The 15,636-nt window shown below is 70.0% G+C and carries 12 protein-coding genes and 1 pseudogene; 7 read left to right on the forward strand and 6 right to left on the reverse strand.

Going from position 1 to position 15,636, the window contains the following annotated elements; translation table 11 throughout:
• Positions 1-410: 410 nt before the first annotated feature.
• Complete coding sequence (locus tag ABZ826_RS30435; protein ID WP_361455300.1) at positions 411-1,061, reverse strand: helix-turn-helix domain-containing protein; 651 nt, start codon at positions 1,059-1,061, stop codon at positions 411-413.
• A 60-nt stretch (positions 1,062-1,121) separates the two neighbouring features.
• Entirely contained in the window at positions 1,122-2,612 is a 1,491-nt protein-coding gene (locus ABZ826_RS30440; protein ID WP_361455303.1) for an MFS transporter, read from the reverse strand.
• A 720-nt stretch (positions 2,613-3,332) separates the two neighbouring features.
• On the opposite strand from ABZ826_RS30440, the gene ABZ826_RS30445 reads away from it, so the two are divergent.
• Entirely contained in the window at positions 3,333-4,226 is an 894-nt protein-coding gene (locus ABZ826_RS30445) for a phosphorothioated DNA-binding restriction endonuclease (protein WP_361455306.1), read from the forward strand.
• Between the two features lie 361 nt (positions 4,227-4,587).
• Here ABZ826_RS30445 and ABZ826_RS30450 read toward each other — a convergent pair whose 3' ends face one another.
• Both ABZ826_RS30450 and ABZ826_RS30455 read right to left on the reverse strand, forming a co-directional pair.
• The gene (locus ABZ826_RS30450) at positions 4,588-4,947 is read right to left on the reverse strand and encodes a hypothetical protein (protein WP_361455309.1); all 360 of its coding nucleotides are present in this window, start codon (positions 4,945-4,947) and stop codon (positions 4,588-4,590) included.
• Entirely contained in the window at positions 4,944-5,564 is a 621-nt protein-coding gene (locus ABZ826_RS30455; RefSeq protein WP_361455312.1) for a DUF6232 family protein, read from the reverse strand. Before ABZ826_RS30455 ends, ABZ826_RS30450 begins: the two co-directional genes overlap by 4 nt.
• 514 nt (positions 5,565-6,078) lie before the next feature.
• Here ABZ826_RS30455 and ABZ826_RS30460 point away from each other — a divergent pair.
• Entirely contained in the window at positions 6,079-6,357 is a 279-nt protein-coding gene (locus ABZ826_RS30460) for a hypothetical protein (RefSeq protein WP_361455315.1), read from the forward strand.
• A 23-nt stretch (positions 6,358-6,380) separates the two neighbouring features.
• On the opposite strand, the gene ABZ826_RS30465 is transcribed toward ABZ826_RS30460, so the two are convergent.
• A complete protein-coding gene (locus ABZ826_RS30465) occupies positions 6,381-7,790 on the reverse strand; it encodes an oxygenase MpaB family protein (RefSeq protein ID WP_361455433.1) in 1,410 nt (469 codons plus the stop codon).
• A gap of 98 nt (positions 7,791-7,888) precedes the next feature.
• Positions 7,889-8,602: pseudogene (gene uppS / locus ABZ826_RS30470) on the reverse strand (polyprenyl diphosphate synthase); the annotation flags it as partial.
• Positions 8,603-9,078: 476 nt separating this feature from the next.
• Here uppS and ABZ826_RS30475 point away from each other — a divergent pair.
• From ABZ826_RS30475 to ABZ826_RS30495, 5 genes are all read left to right on the forward strand, one after another.
• Complete coding sequence (locus tag ABZ826_RS30475) at positions 9,079-10,218, forward strand: hypothetical protein (protein ID WP_361455318.1); 1,140 nt, start codon at positions 9,079-9,081, stop codon at positions 10,216-10,218.
• Between the two features lie 175 nt (positions 10,219-10,393).
• The gene (locus ABZ826_RS30480) at positions 10,394-12,340 is read left to right on the forward strand and encodes an Ig-like domain repeat protein (RefSeq protein WP_361455321.1); all 1,947 of its coding nucleotides are present in this window, start codon (positions 10,394-10,396) and stop codon (positions 12,338-12,340) included.
• A gap of 524 nt (positions 12,341-12,864) precedes the next feature.
• Positions 12,865-13,851 carry a CPBP family intramembrane glutamic endopeptidase gene (locus tag ABZ826_RS30485; protein ID WP_361455324.1) on the forward strand — a complete coding sequence of 329 codons (987 nt, stop codon included), beginning with the start codon at positions 12,865-12,867 and terminating at the stop codon, positions 13,849-13,851.
• Between the two features lie 126 nt (positions 13,852-13,977).
• Positions 13,978-14,247 carry a ferredoxin gene (locus ABZ826_RS30490; RefSeq protein WP_361455327.1) on the forward strand — a complete coding sequence of 90 codons (270 nt, stop codon included), beginning with the start codon at positions 13,978-13,980 and terminating at the stop codon, positions 14,245-14,247.
• Entirely contained in the window at positions 14,237-15,631 is a 1,395-nt protein-coding gene (locus ABZ826_RS30495; RefSeq protein ID WP_361455330.1) for an FAD-dependent oxidoreductase, read from the forward strand. Before ABZ826_RS30490 ends, ABZ826_RS30495 begins: the two co-directional genes overlap by 11 nt.
• Positions 15,632-15,636: the final 5 nt, after the last annotated feature.

A 15,636-nucleotide genomic window follows, 5' to 3' on the forward strand; every position in this document is an offset into this window, starting at 1 on the left:
CACACACCACGTGATCATTCCGGGGCCGTCTCCATGCCCGGAGGGCAGATCACGACCGTCACGCATCACGCATGATCAGCCACCCGACAGGCTCTGAGCCGCACAGATCAACGCGTCACCCCTCGCCTCGGCTGAGCACGGAGCGGGACAACACTCGTCACCGGCGGACCTCGGCCGGCGAAAATGCGAGCTCCTAACGCCATTCCCTGGGCAAGCAGAGCGTCGGCAACCTCGACGACCGCCTCCCTACGACTGGGGCAGGACAGTCAGCGCTCTCCAGCGTTGAACTTGGCGATCCTCTCGGGCAGCTCCGCGAGCGAGTCGATGCGCATCGTGGTGATCGAGTCCGCATCCGGGTCACGCAGCTGAATCGTGCCCCACGGCCCACGCCGAATCAGAGCAGAGAGGGATCACGGGGAGTTCCAAAGATCCCTCAGCTCCGACCAGTCGGGCGGGCTGGCAGGTTGGATGCCCGTCCTCGCGGGGCTCTGAAGACCGCTCAGGACGAGGTCCAGGTAGCGCAGGTGCAGTTCGACCGCGCGCTCGGTGGTCGTGGGCAGGCGGGCGTTGAGGTGGGCGAGCAGCAGCAGGAGGTCCGCCGAGCTGAAGTCCGGGCGTAGTGCGCCGGACCGGTGGGCGGCGTCGACCAGGACGTCGAGTGCCGTCCGGAGGCGGTCGTCTGCGGCGTCGACCTCGTCGGTGGCGGGCAGGCGGCCCCCTATGAGGGGGAGGAGGGAGCCGGTGTCGGTGGCGGACAGCGTTGCTCGCAGGAAGGCCACGAGCGCGGTCCAGGGGTCGAGGTGGTCGGCCATGGCGGTGCGGGCCAGGGAGGCCAGCTCGTTCATGCCCTCCACACGCAGCGCCTGGGCGAGGTCCTCTTTGGCGGGGTAGCGCCGGTAGAGGCTGCCCATGCCTACGCCGGCACGGCGGGCGACCTCCGAGACGGGGGCGTCCCAGCCGTGTTCGGCGAAGACTTCGCGTGCCGCGCGCAGGATCCGCTCGTCGTTGCGGTCGGCTTCCTTCTGGCGTCCGCGGGGCGGTCCGGTGCGGTCGGCGCGCATGCTCGTGCTCCTTCGGTACGGCAGTCGACGCGGTCCTGCCGCGTGGGCGGGCTGACTGGGTCAGGCCCGGTTGCTGAGGACCGGAGCCGGTGCTGCCACGGTGGACTCGGGCGCGGGGACCTGGTGGTGCGGGCGGATGCGCAGGGCCCCGACGAGGAGGATACCGAGGGCGCCGAGCGCAGCGGCGACCCAGAAACCTACCGTGAAGGCCTTCTCGGCGGGTACGGACGTGCCGTCCACGGTGAAGGTCTGCAGGAAGCCGACGGCGAGCTGGCTGCCCACGGCGCTGCCGACCGTCCGGATGACGGTGCTCAGTCCGTTGCCCGCGGCGATCTCGCGGCGCGGCACGAGGGCCGCGACCAGGTCGGCGAGCGCTGCGTACCCGTAGCCCGCACCGAGGCCGACCAGGCAGAACCACAGCGCGAGCTGCGTCGGGGAGCCGTGGAAGAACGCGGTGAGCACGGCTCCGGACGTCATCAGCGTCATGCATGCGGCCAGGGGTGCCCGGGTGCCGAGCCGCCCGCGCAGCCAGTGCGCGGTGCGCCCGCCCAGGACGACGAGGAGGGAACTCGGCAGCATCAGCAGTGCGGCCTGGACGATGGTCAGGCCGGCTCCGTAGGAGGCCGCCGGGCGTAGCGCGGGCGGAAGACCGTTGGGCAGCTGCAGCAGTTGCGGGACCAGGATGTAGAAGAAGAACGGTACGACCCCGATCAGCAGCGCCGCGAGGTTGGTGACGAGCATCGGCAGGTGGGTGATGTGCCGGAGGTCGAGGATCGGGTCGGACCGGCGGGCCGACATCACGCCGAGTATGGCGAAGAGCACCACGGCTGCCGCGAAGAGCGACAGCACTCCGGCGGAGAGCCAGCCCCACTTCGTGCCTTCGGTGATCGCCAGGAGCAGGACGACGAGCCCGCCGGCCAGGACCACGGCCCCGGGCACGTCGAGGCGCTTGCTGTGCCGCTCGGGGCTTTCCGGCACCCACGCGATGACCATGAGGGTCGCCAGGGCGATGATCACCGCTTCGGCGCCGAACATCCAGCGCCACGAGGTGTGCTGGATGATCAGGGCGCCCAGGACCAGCCCGATGCCCGCGCCGGCGCCGAGCATGGCGGCGGTGGTGCCGAAGCTGGAGGCGATCCGTTCCCGGGGCATTGCTTCGCGGACGAGGGCGAGGGCCAGCGGGAGTGTGGCCATGGAGGCGCCTTGCACGGCGCGCATCGCGATGAGGAAACCGATGTTCGGGGCGGCGGCGCCCCCCAGGGTGCTCGCGAGGAATATGAGCAGGACGATCACGAGGAGCCGTCGGTGGCCGTACTTGTCGCCGAGCAGGCTCAGTACGGGGGTGAGGACGGCCCCGCCGAGCAGGAATGCGGTGATCAGCCATCCGGCCGTGGCGGTGTCGGTGTGCAGGCGTTGCGCGAGCACGGACATCGCGGGAATGACCAGGGTCTGCATCAGCGAGAAGCAGCCCACCACGGCGAGCAGTGCCGCCAGCACCGCGTTCGGCCGCGATGCCACCGCGCTGCGGTGCCGGGTTCTGTTGTCGTCCACTGACGACTCCTTCTTCTGAGGTTGAGGGAGCGGCATCACCGCCGCGTGGGAGCGAGGCGATGCGCTCGGCATGGGTCTGGCCGTCTCCGCCGATGTGGTGGCGGCTGGGCAGGGGGCCTGGCGGCGCCACAACCGCGCGACACCGAACCCGGTCACTCCTGCCGGCAGGGCGCCGGTACGAGCAGAGGTGCTGCGGCTGCCGGTTCGTGACACGGCCGAATTCCGCCGCCCGGTCGTGGCCGCCGCCCGCCGCGCTCACCGGAGGGGCAGTGAGCCGCGCCGGAAGACCGCGTGCGCCGCACTCTCACGCCGCGACCGTCATGCCGCCCGGCCGGAGGACATGAACATATCGGAGCGGAGCGCTCCGTTCAAATTCCAGCTGGTACGACCCGGAGGCCGGCAAGTAAACGCGCGCGTGGTCTCAGTTCTGGTCTCAGTCGCAGGCGTACGCCACGGTTCGGCACGTACCCGACTGCTGGATCCGCCACAGGTCAGGACGACTCCGGCCCCACCCGGACCCCCGGACGAACATCTGGAAAGCGTGTTGGGGGCAACCCCTGACGAGTTCGAATCTCGTATCCTCCGCCATTGCTCTCACCGGGCAATACGTCGAAGGCCCCACCGCTTGCTGCGGGGCCCTTCGACGTTGCTTGTGTCGCCCTTCCCCGTCGCGGTCAGCTGCCCGCTCCCCTCCCGGTAACGCCGCTACGATCGCCGGTCATGGATTGGCTTGAGCGCGCGGCGAAGCTGAGGCAATGGACCGGGAACGGGACACGGGCTCCGCACAAGCCCCTGCTGCTCCTGTACGCCCTCGGCCAGTTCCAGGGGGATGCCGACGGCGAGTTGCGGTACAGCGCGGTGGAGGCAGATCTGAAGCGGCTGCTCGCCGAGTACGGGCCGGCCAACAGGACGACACCCGCCTACCCCTTCCACCATCTGGTCAGCGACGGAGTGTGGGAGGTACGTACCGATCGGGGGCCAGGCAGTCCCGGCACGGGGGTGCTGGAGCTGCGGGCCACGGGCGCGGCGGGGCGGTTGGTGCCGGAGCTGCGGGCAGCCCTGCGACGTGAGCCGTCGCTGCTCGGCCGGATCGCCCGGGTGCTGCTCGATCAGCACTTCCCGCCGTCGCTCCACGGCGAGCTCTGCGAGGCCATGGGGCTGGAGCTGGAGCCGGTGGAGTCCGGACCGCTCCCGGCCGGGCGGCGGCAACGGGACCGGCGGATGCGGGAGATGGTGCTGACCGCCTACGAGTACCAGTGCGCCTTTTGCGGCTACGACGGCAGAATCGGCGCGGTACCGGTCGGGTTGGAGGCCGCGCACGTACGCTGGTGGGCTTTCGACGGCCCCGACGACATCGACAACGGTCTGTGCCTGTGCGCACTGCATCACAAGCTGTTCGACAGGGGCGCCCTCGGCGTCGGCGAAGGCCACCGCATCCTCGTCTCGCAACAGTTCGTCGGGCGAAGCCCGACAGCCCGCGAGCACGTGATAGCGCTGGCGGGCCGCCCATTGATCGGCCCCCAGGCGGGTGCGAGCCCGATCGCGGCCGCCCACCGGACCTGGCACACCAGGCAGGTCTTCCACGGCGTCCCGCGCCCTGCCTCCGTGACGTGATCGCCCGGCTGGAGCCGCCGGTGCAGACGATCACCGTCGACGAGCGAGCGGGCACCACACCGAACTGCTGCCCCTTCCGCTGGTCGCCCGGCCGGCGCGGGCACTCCTCAGACTGGTCGAACTCACCGCGCCCGGGAGAGGATCGGAGGTCGTACGGCTGACCGGCCTGAGCCAGGTGGAGATCGCCCAGGTGACCGGAGTGACCCGCAACGCGGTCATCACCGGGCTGCAGCGACTGGGACACCGCGCGGCCGACGGCAGTTCGACGACACCCAGCACGCGCACCCGGACTGGCTGACCCGCAGCGGCTTCCCCGTTCGTTCCCGCCCCCGAAGCCGCTGGCCAGTGGCTGGTGCAGCCCTCAGTGCGCACCCAGCAATTCGAGGATCTTGTTGACCGCGTCGAGGACCGGCCGGCCGACCGCGCCGACCGTCGCGGCGACGCCCGCGATGGCCATCAGGGCGCGGTGTCTGTCCTGCGGTGGTGCGCCGTCGTCGGCGCTTATGTCCGCCAGGGAGTCGTCGATGGCCTGGGCGCTCGCCGGTGGAATCCGGTCGCGGAGTCCCTCGACCAGCTGGAGCAGTTCCTCGACGGCCGAGTGCAGGGCGGGAGACACCGCTGCGGCGTCGGTGGCCGCCACCTGATTCTTGACGATGCCGGTATTGCCCCGTCCGCCGTGCATGTTCACGTTGTCACCGAAGTAGTAGCTGTCGCCGCTCATGCGCCCGCCATCCCCACGTTGCCGCTGCCGCCGTACATGTTGACGTTGTCCCCGAAGTAATAGTGCTTGGGGCTGACCGTGATGCGCTCCACCTTCACGTGGAACTCGTTCTCGGGGTTCTCGATCGCGTGGGCGATGCGGCCGACGAGCTGGTTCAGGTGTTCCGCGTCGGGGCTGGTCACCACCGCTGTGGAGGGGCCGGACGTTTCGACGGCCAGTACGTAGTACGAATGCGCCGACAGTACGGAGATCAGCTCCGCGAGGAAGAAGATCAGCGCCGCCGCGCTGACGATCCAGGCGAAGGTGACGATCCCGCTGCCCGCGTCCTCACTCCCCAGGGTGGCCGCGGCGCCGAGGATCGTGAGGGTGATCGCGATCGCCAGCGTGATCGCGACGTTCTTGCAGAAGCTGACGACGGCTTCCTTGCGCCTGGGGTGGATGGTGAGTGTGTACACCCGGGCGATGTTCTGCAGCGGATACGCGGCGCCGCCCACCCACAGCAGCCGTTTGCTGACCCGCAGATCGACGGCGGCGCCGCGAAGGAGCGGTGGGGGCATCGGGGGCAGGGGCGGCGGCGGGGTGTTCCACGGCTGCCCCGCCGGATTTGTTGCATCCATGCCGTCCCCCTGAGGTTGAAGCGTTGCCCGTTGACCACCCCGAGTCGAGAGAACACCATAGACCACGTGGCATGTGCTCACTGCAAGCCTGCGGGCGTCAAGTACCCGGCATGTGCGGCGAGTTGGCGGCCATCAGAGAAGAAGGGTCTGGCCGTCGGTGCTCTCCTTCCGCGAGGCGCGCAAGGAGCCCGTCGCTGACGGCGAGGCCGGCCTCCGGGTCGCTGTCGCGGCCGACGAGGCCGAAGGTGCGCACAATTCGCGCCGGCGCCACCCACTGCGCCATTCGTCCAGTCCGTCGCCCGGTGAACTTCACTCCGGCGAGGGTGGCGGATGCGGGTCGCGACCCGGTCCCGCGATCCGGTCGCGACCCCGCCGGCTCGAAGCGTCGTCGCAGTGCCGGCCGGCTGCGCAACGGCGACGGCCCGACCCTCTTCATCGCCGAGGTCCCCGAGGACCGCGAGCCGCAGCTGCAGCTGTGCTGGACATCTCGCTGACCTCGGTCACCTGAGATGTCGTGGCCTGCCTGCTGGTGGTCACCGTGCCGGCCACCCGGGTGGGCCGGCTCGGCGACATGTACGACCGGGCGCGGATGTACGAGGCCGGGTTCGCCGTCCTCGTGGTCGGCTCGGTGCTCTGCGCGATCGCCTGGAGCGCGCCAGGCCGAGCCCGCTGGGGGCAAACCCTCACGCGTTCGGATCTCATATCCGCCGCCGGTGCCTCACCGGGCACATGGCTGAAGGGCCCCACCGTTCGCGGTGGGGCCTTCGGGGGTTCCATGGGCTTGTTCTCGTAACGGCGCCTGTCTTGTCCGGTGTCCTACGCGTCGGAGAACAGCGGGTCGTAAGGGGTCGAGCGCCGGCGGCCCGACATGAAGGACAGGAAGTCGTTCACGAACGCGCTGCGGGAGTACCTTGCGTCGGCGTCGGCCACCGTGCGTTTGAATCCGGTCCGGAACAGGGCCCGGTACTCGTCCGCGTCGATGAACTGGTTGCCGTCCGCGTCGGTGACGTCGAAGAGCACTTCGGCGACCCTGATCAGCGCCGGTCCGGCGAGGGAAGGGACAGCGGCGGCGTACTCCTCCCTGCTGATGCGGCCGTCGCCGTCGTTGTCGAGGGCCGCCTGGAGTTCCCGCCACCACTCGGCGTACGCGTTGTAGAGCTTGGTCTCTTCCGGTTCGTCCAGATCGAGGCGGGAGGACAACTCCCGGGCCATGGCGGCGAGATCGGGCCAGTCCAGGTAGCCGTCGCCGGTCTGGTCGAGCACTGCGGTGAAGAAGGCGTCAGCGCTCCGCTGCGCTCCGGTTCCCTCGTCGGGTCCGTGCTGCGCGGGAAAGGGCGTGACCAGCCGGAACAGGGCGCCGGCCTGCTTCATCCGGCCGCGCAGCGCGTTCAGCGTCGCGGCCTGGGGGGTGTCGCTGTCCGGGGACGAGTAGAGCAGGCTGGTGAGGGTCTCGGTCCGGCGCCAGTCGGCGGGCAGCAGGCGGGCCAGGCCGGCGGTCAGGTAGACGCTCTGCATCAGCGTCCGGGCGCCGGGAATCTCCGGCAGTCCCGCCCGTCGGCGGAAGGGCTCGGGAAGGGACGCCACGGTGATCGTTCCCAGGACCGGGCCCGCGATCGCGCGGCCCGCCGCCCATACGGTGGGCAGGCCGTCCAGCAGGGGTGGCGCGGGGAGATGGTCGAAGAGCTTGTAGAGGATGATGCGCAGCGCCTCCGTGTTCTCCAGTTCCTCCTCGACCATGTGGTCGTAGTACGGCCAGAACTCCTGCAACGTGGGCGGCAGATGGCCGGCCACGTCCCCCAGGGCCGCGAGGAATGCCTGGTACTCGGCGTAGAGCTGCTCCATGGTGGTCTGGTCGAGCGGTTGCCCGCTCAGTCGGCACATGGTGACGGAGCTCTCGAAGAGCGTCGCGACCACCCAGGCGCGGACCTGCGGGTCCATCGCGTCGTAGGGCCGGTCCTGTGCGTCGGTGCCGCTCAGCCGCGCGTGCATGCGGTTGAGCCGTGCCGCCTCCCTCTGCCGCTGGTGATCGTCGGCGCCGAACATGCGCTGCAGGCTCACAAGGGTGTTGCGCAGCCGTCGCCACGGGTGCGCCACGAACGTCGAGTTGTCGATCAGGGCCGCGCCGATCTGCGGGTGGGCGGCCTCCAGCACCGTGGCCCTGACCACGGCCAGTGCCCAGCGTGGATCGTCGAAGAATCGGTGGAACTGCGAGTCGGGACCGAACATGGATCCGAGCTGTGTTTCGGAGGTCGACGGTGCGGGATCGCCGTGGTGATCGGTGGCTCCGGGACGAGGGTGGCCGGGATGGCTGCTGCCGGTGTCCTTCACGGGTGAGGTTCTCCGTTCGCGTGCGGCGTCACGCCGCCGAAGCGGCGATTGCGTTGCTGGTAGGCGTGCAGGCACTCCAGGAAGTGCGGCGCGCGGAAGTCGGGCCAGAGCACCGGGGGGAAGGTCCACTCGGCGTAGGCGACCTGCCAGAGCATGAAGTTGGAGATCCGCTGTTCACCGGACGTCCGGATGACGAGGTCCACATCAGGCGTATCGGAAAAGGGCAGGTGAGCGGCGAAGCGCTGCTCGTCGACGGCATCGGCCGGTACCCCGCTGCGGATGAGGGAGCGTGCCGCTTCGACGATGTCCCTGCGTCCGCCGTGGTCGAACGCCACGGTCAGCGTCATGCCTCGGTTCGGGGCGGTCAGCGTCGTGAGATCGTCGAAGTCCTGGGCGAGCGGGGCGGGGATCCTCGGGTCCGCCACCCCGAGGAACCGGCAGCGGATGCCGCGCGCGTGCAGCAGCGGGGCGTGTTTGCGTACCACGCGGCGCACCAGTCGCATGAGGAAGTCGACCTCGTTGCTCGGGCGTCGCCAGTTCTCGGTGGAGAACGCGTACAGGCTCAGCCATTCCACCCCCGCCGCCCGCGCCGTCTCGATGATGTCGATCACCGTTGTCTCCGCCGCCCGGTGACCCGACGTACGCGGCAGGGATCGCCGTGCCGCCCATCGGCCGTTCCCGTCCATCACGCACGCGACGTGGCGCGGAACGCCCCTGTGCCGGTCCTCACCGGCCGGGCGACGCGGATCGGCACGGGCCGACGACGAGGGAGGAGTGCCGCCGATTCCTTCAACTGTCATACGTACGCCCCCGGCTGCCGCACCGCAGTTCCCCTCCGCCTCGCACCCATCCGCGGGTGCCGCACCCCCTGAGGGCTGGCCCGTAACCCCACGTGACCGCCGTGGCGCCACTCAGCAGAGTGCCGGTACCCGACCCCGAACACCTCGCAATCTCCGCATATTCACCTGTAGTACGTCAGTCCGCTTTAACGACCTCATGGCCGGGCCCAAGCAGCCGACCGGCAGCAACGGTGCGGGACCGGGGCCCTCCCCACTCTCCCGCTACAACCTTCCGATGCCGTCAGGAGTCTGTCCGGTCGTCCAGTTCGGCCCTCTGGCCTGCACCACTGGCCTGCCCGAACGTCGACCGGGCAGAACTCCCTCCGACTGCAAAGGAACGCTCACCCATGCATGCACGGCACCTCCTGCGCACTGCGGCCGTCTCGCTGACTCTCACCGCCACCATGCTCGCCGCCGGTGGCGCCGAAGCGGTCGGCGCGGCCGGCACCCCGTCCGGCTGGGAGGTCTCCCTCTCCGGAGACAGCCCCGCCGGGTCGCTGATGTCGGTCTCCTCCGTCGACGACGATCTGGCCTGGGCCGTCGGCAGGAAGGAACAGCACGGCGTCATCATGCGCTGGGACGGGGAGAAGTGGAGCGAGGACACTGCCCCGGGGCTTCCCGACGTCTGGCAGTGGTCGTCGGTCACCGCCGTGTCCGCCGACGACGTCTGGGCCTACGGCACGATCAACAGGGATCAGGCACTGGTGCACTACGACGGCGAACGCTGGACCAGCGTTGCCACCGTCGGCCCCGCCGACGACTCCTGGCCCGAGGTCCCGATCGAGGCCGTCCCCGGACGGCTCTTCAAGGGCGGCAACGCCCTTTACACGTACGCCGACGGCGCATGGCAGACCTTCACGCTGCCGCGCCTCGTCGACATCCGGGACATCGACGCCCTGTCTGCGGACGACGCCTACGCGACCGGGATGCGGTACCCGGTCGACGGCGGCCACCCGGTGACCTACCACTGGGACGGGACGACCTGGACGCTGATGGACGAGCCTCCCGTGCGTACCGGTACGGACACCGCCAAGATCACCACCGACGCCCCGAACAGCGTCTACGTGGCCGGCTGGGCCGACGGCGCCCACGGCGGCCCGCCCGTCCCGAGCGTCACCCACTGGGACGGAACCGCCTGGACGGACGTCACCGGATCGCTCGCCGGCCTCTACGTCCACGCGATCGCCTCCGACGGCCGCGGCGGCCTGTGGGTCACCGGTAACGACCAGGCCGAACCAGCCTTCGCCGAGCCGGTCTTCTGGCACTACGACGGCACCACCTGGACCAAGGAGCCCGGAGCCACGACACCCGACGGCGACACCCGGTGGCCCTCGTACTCCTTCTACGATCTGGCACCGGTCGGCACCTCCGGCGCCTTCTGGGCCGTCGGCGACTACTCCACGCCCATGGACAAGAACGGCGACCAGACGGTCAACGGCCTGATCGAGAAGTCCAAGACGATCCCCCTGCCGACGGCCCGGGGCTGAAGCGCCACCAGGGGGTCCGGGAAACACACTCCTCGTATGTCACTGCCCTGCCATACGCTGCCCGACAGCAGCCGCGCCCCGCACGTCACCGCACATCCGCGGTCCCGTCCGGATGCTGCGCGGCGCTCTCAACTCCCGGTCATTCACCGGGTTTTCTCGTGGGGGTAAGAACACTGTGCGTACGCGCAGCATTTCGACCGCGACAGCGCTCGCGGTCCTCTTCAGCTCGGCGGTACTGAGCGTCACCGCGGCCGGTCCCGCGTCGGCGGTCACCACGACCATCGGCTCACCCGCGGGCATCGTCGTCGACGGCGCCCGCCAACGGGTCTTCGTCGGCGACGACGCCAACGGCCGGATCGTCGCCGCCGACTACAACGGCAACCGCGTCGACTCGGTGAGCGGCATCGCCGGGATCTTCGACCTGGCCCTGTCCGACGACGGCACGACCCTGTACGCGGCGGCGCGGGTCAGCCACGAGATCGTGGCCCTCGACGCGGCCACCCTCGACATCAAGGCCCGGTACCCCGTGGCCACCGGCATCGGCCCGCTGTACGTCGAATTCGCCGGCGGCAAGGTCTGGTTCACCTACGAAGACCAGTCGGACGGCGACGGCAACCTGGGCTCGGTCGACCCGGCGGTGGGCCCGGCCGACGGGACCGACCCGGTGACGCTCGGGCAGCTCCCCGGGGATTCGGGAGTCGGGAGCCCGCCGCACCTCGACACCGACCCTTCCGCACCCGGACTGCTGGCCGTCGGCGCGACCGACTTCTTCGACACGACCAAGGACCTGATGGCCGTCGTCGACGTCTCCGGCGCCACGCCCCAGGTGACCGCCTGGCACAACGGCGACTACTCGCTGAACGACGTCGGCGACATCGACCTTGTGCCCGGCACCTCACAGGTGCTGGTCGACGGCACGGACCGGCACGCCTATGCGGACGGGACGTTCACCGCCGCCGGCGCCTACCCGGCCGGGCAGCAGGCGGACATCGCCCCGAACGGTCTGGTCGCCCAGATCAGCGGCCCGGCCGTGGCGGTCTACCGGCCCGGCGCGACCAAGCCGATCCGCACGTACGCCGCCGACGCGTCCGCCCTCGCCTGGGCCCCGGACGCCTCCCGGATCTTCGCGCTCGTGAGCTCGCCCGGCGGCTACACCCTCAAGGCGCTCACCGACCCGGCGCTCAGTGTCCCGACCCTGACGGTGAACGCCCCCGCCACCGCCCCCCGCGCCAAGACGCTCACCGTGACCGGGAAGCTGGCGGCGACGGTGCCCCTGCCGAGCGGTGCCAAGCTCCAGGTCACCCGCACCGACCTGGAGAGTCCCAGCGGCAAGGCGCTGCCCGCCGTCACGGTGAAGGCGGACGGCTCGTACTCCTTCACCGACACCCCGCCGGCCGGCGGCACGGTCACGTACAAGGTCGCCTACGCGGGCGACGCCCAGCACACGGCGGTCAGCGCGTCCGACACGGTGTCGGTCCCCCTGACGAAGCCGACGCTGACCCTGAACAAGAACGGCAACGTCTACGACTACGGCAGCGACGTCTCCTTCACCGCGCACCTCGGCTCGACCTACAAGAACCGCACGGTCGAGATATGGGCGAACCCCTTCGGCAGCGACAAGCCCAACAAGCTGCTGAAGACCGGGAAGGTCAACTCCAGCGGCAACATCTCCGCGACCGTGGACATGACGCGGGACACGGACGTCACCGCGGTCTTCAAGGGCGACGCCCACTACGCGCCCAGGACGGTGAAGTCCACGGCGTATGCCAGGGTCAAGATCTCCACCGCCGTCTCCAAGCACTACAAGACGGGCAAGATCGGATCGACGTCGTACTACTGGTTCCACAAGAGCACCGACCCGGTGCTCACGACGACCATGACCTCCTACAAGGGCCGTAAGCAGCGCTTCGACCTGCAGGTCTACTCGGGCGGAAAGTGGCATTCGGCCGACTCCGAGTACTTCCCGCTGGGCACGGACGGGAAGTGCGCGGTACGCCTTCAGTCGCCGGGACAGTCCGGGATCAAGGCACGCATGCGGTCGACGTACGTGAACGGTTCGTCCGGCGACACCGTCAATTCGACGACGTACGGGCCCTGGAAGTACCTGTACTTCTCCAAGTAGGCCGCGGGATGGGCGGTCCGGTCGCAAAGATGACCGGGCCGCGCCGCCCGGGAGTTCTGCCGGACGTCGGCCCGGGAGACGTCAGGAGCCCCCGGGGGGAAGCGCCGGGGGCCGCACATGCAGTCCCCGGTAGTCCATCTCGGTTTCACGAGTCCCAACCGTCGCTGGACACTCGGAGATCGAGTGGATCCGCCGGGGGCCTGGCCAGAGCCAACGAGTTCGTCACGCTCGTCGGTGAACGTCTTCACCGATGATGCGGCTCGCTCTGGTTTTCTGGTGTATTAATGATTTTCCTCCCCATTTGTCACGAGTCAAGGGGTTTCCGGAGTTCTTCCTGACCAATTCGGCGATCGACCGCGATACGCGTACGCGTGACCACGCAGGGCGTCCGATGACCCGTCCGTGGTCCGCACGGGCACGGGGCCGAAGGCGCGCAGTACCCCGGTGGGGGTACAGACGACTCCACCACGAGAGGGGAGCGGGCTTCCTTCTCCCTCTCTCCGGGCGCTTCTAGCGTCGTTGCCATGACGACTGCAGCACTGCGGGCCTTACCGCAAGAAGCCCGATTCCGTGGACTGTTCACCTATGTGGCGATCGCCTGCCTGGGCATGTGGGTGGCGATGTCCCCCTTGCTGCTCGGGGGGTTCCGTCGCACCGACGGCAGGGCCGAGCCCGGCAATCTGGAACAGCTGTGCATAGCGGGGGCCATGATGGCTCCGGCCCTCGCCGCGATCGTGGTGGTGCGATGGGTGGAGCGCCGGGACGGCCGGCTGCGCGACGCGCTCGCTCTGCGCATGCCGAGGCCGTGGTCCCACGCGGTGCGCTGGATGCTGGCGGCCGTGGCGGTGCCCGCGGGTCTCACCGCCGTCACGCTCGCCATCGGCACGGCGGCGGGTGTCTATCCCTTCGGCGGCATGAGCTGGAGCGGCACGGCCGCCTGGGCGGGGACGGCGCTGGTGCAGATGCTGGTGTCCCTTCCGCTGTTCTTCGGTGAGGAACTGGGCTGGCAGGGCTATCTGCTCCCCCGGCTCGCGTACGGGAAGGGGGGCCGCGCCCGTCCGGTGCGGGCCTACCTGGGCACGGGGGCCGCCTTCGCGCTGTGGCACCTGCCGACGCTGCTGATGGGCGGGCAGTATCCGGGGCGGCCCTGGTACGTCTCCGTACCCGCCATGGTGATCAGCTGCAGCCTCGCTCTGCCGATCTTCAGCTGGCTGCGGCTGGCCTCCGGCTCGGTGATCCCGGCGGTCATCGGCCACGCCTTCGTCAGCACGGCCAGTGTGAGCATGGTCAAGCACTTCGCCGAGCCGGACGCCCCGTTGAACCCGCTGCGGATGAGTCTCGCGGGGTGGCCGGGCTGGATCGCCATGGGCGCCCTGGTGGCCTTCCTCGCCCTTACGGGAAGGCTCGCCCTTCCCGCGCCCCGATCCGTGGAGGACGAGAAGGACGAGAAGACGGAGGCGGGGACTCCGGACCGGATTCCCGACCGGAACATCCCCACCGGAACGTCCTGACCGGAACGTCCTGACCCGCCCGTCCGGTCTCCCCCGCCGATGACCCCATTGGTCCGCCATCGCTCGCGGAACCACCGCGGCGCTCGCAGGCTGAGGCGGGGGTACTACGGGAAGGGCGGCCCCTTGATGAGGCTTGTCGTCGATCTCAACCGGTGCCAGGGGTACGCGCAGTGCGCCTTCCTCGCACCCGATGTCTTCGTCATGCACGGCGAGGAGTCATTGCTGTACAACCCGCACGCCGACAGGGCACAGCGGGAGCAGGTGCTGCGGGCCGCCACCGCGTGTCCGGTGCAGGCGATCCTGGTGGACGACCCGGACGGAGCGGGCCACGTGCGCGAAGCGCCGGCCGCGGCGGGCGAAGGCACCGCGCGAGAGGGGCTGTCCGGTGTCCGGTGACAAACACCTGGAGTGGCTGAGGCGCGAGGGACGGATCGTGATCGTCGGAGCCTCGCTCGCCGGTCTCCGGGCCGCCGAGACGCTGCGGAAGGAAGGCTTCGCCGGTTCGCTCACGCTGATCGGTGACGAGCCCCATGAACCGTACGACCGGCCGCCGCTCTCCAAGCAGGTCCTGCTGGGGCATGCGACCGCCGAGCGCACCGCGCTGCCCCGGCGCCTGGCGCTCGACGCGCACTGGCGCCTCGGTGTCGCCGCCACCGGGCTGGACATGGCGGCCAAGCGGGTGCGTCTGGCCGACGGGGACGAGGTGGAATACGAGCGGCTGCTGATCGCCACCGGCGTGCACGCCCGGCCCTGGCCGCACCCGACCGAGGCCGAACTGGACGGGGTCTTCGTCCTGCGTACGCGGGACGACGCCGCCCGGCTGCAGCGGCGGCTGGCGGCATCACCCCGCCGGGTGTTCGTCATCGGCGCCGGGTTCACCGGTTCGGAGATCGCGTCGGCCTGCCGCGAGCGCGGACTGCCGGTGACCGTCGCGGAACGCGGTCCGGCGCCCCTGGTGGGCGCGCTCGGCGGAGTGATCGGCCGGACGGCCGCGGAGCTGCAACGCGAGCACGGCGTGGACCTGCGCTGCGGAATCACGGTCACGGCCCTGGAGGGCGACCCGGCCGGACGTCTGCGGCGCGCCCATCTGTCCGACGGCAGCAGCATAGACACGGATGTCGCGGTGGTCTCGCTCGGCGCGACGCGGAACACCGAGTGGCTGGCCGGGTCCGGGCTCGGCGCCGGACCGCGCGGCATCGCCTGCGACGCCGGATGCCGGGCCTTCGACGTCCGCGGCATCGTCACCGACGACGTCTTCGTCGCCGGTGACGTCGCACGGTCCCCGCACGCTCTCTTCGGGTACCAGTTCCTGTCGCTCGAACACTGGGGCAACGCCGTCGCACAGGCCGAGACCGCGGCGCACAACATGATCAGCAGCAGCTCGGAGCGCCGACCGCATCTGTGGGTGCCCGCCTTCTGGTCCTCCCAGTTCGAGGTCAACATCAAGTCGGTCGGCGTCCCGTCCCTGGGCGAGGAGGTCATCGTCGCCCAGGGGTCGCTCTCCGACCATCGCTTCACCTGCGTGTACGGATACCAGGGCCGCGTCATCGCGGCAGTCACCTTCGACCAGACGAAGTGGCTGGAGTTCTATCAGCGGCAGATCGAATCGGCCGCGCCCTTCCCTCCCACGTACTCCTCGGTGGACCGTCGTCCCGAAGGTCTGCGACCGGTCCCGGCCGAATTCCCGGACCCCTCCCTGCCCACCCACGGGCCATCCGTCACCGTGAGCGGCTACTCACCGACCGACCAGCGGATCACCTTCGCCCCCGCCCATGGGTGACCGCG

Origin of the sequence: Streptomyces sp. NPDC047515 (genome assembly GCF_040643055.1) — a bacterium.
Taxonomy (GTDB): domain Bacteria; phylum Actinomycetota; class Actinomycetes; order Streptomycetales; family Streptomycetaceae; genus Streptomyces.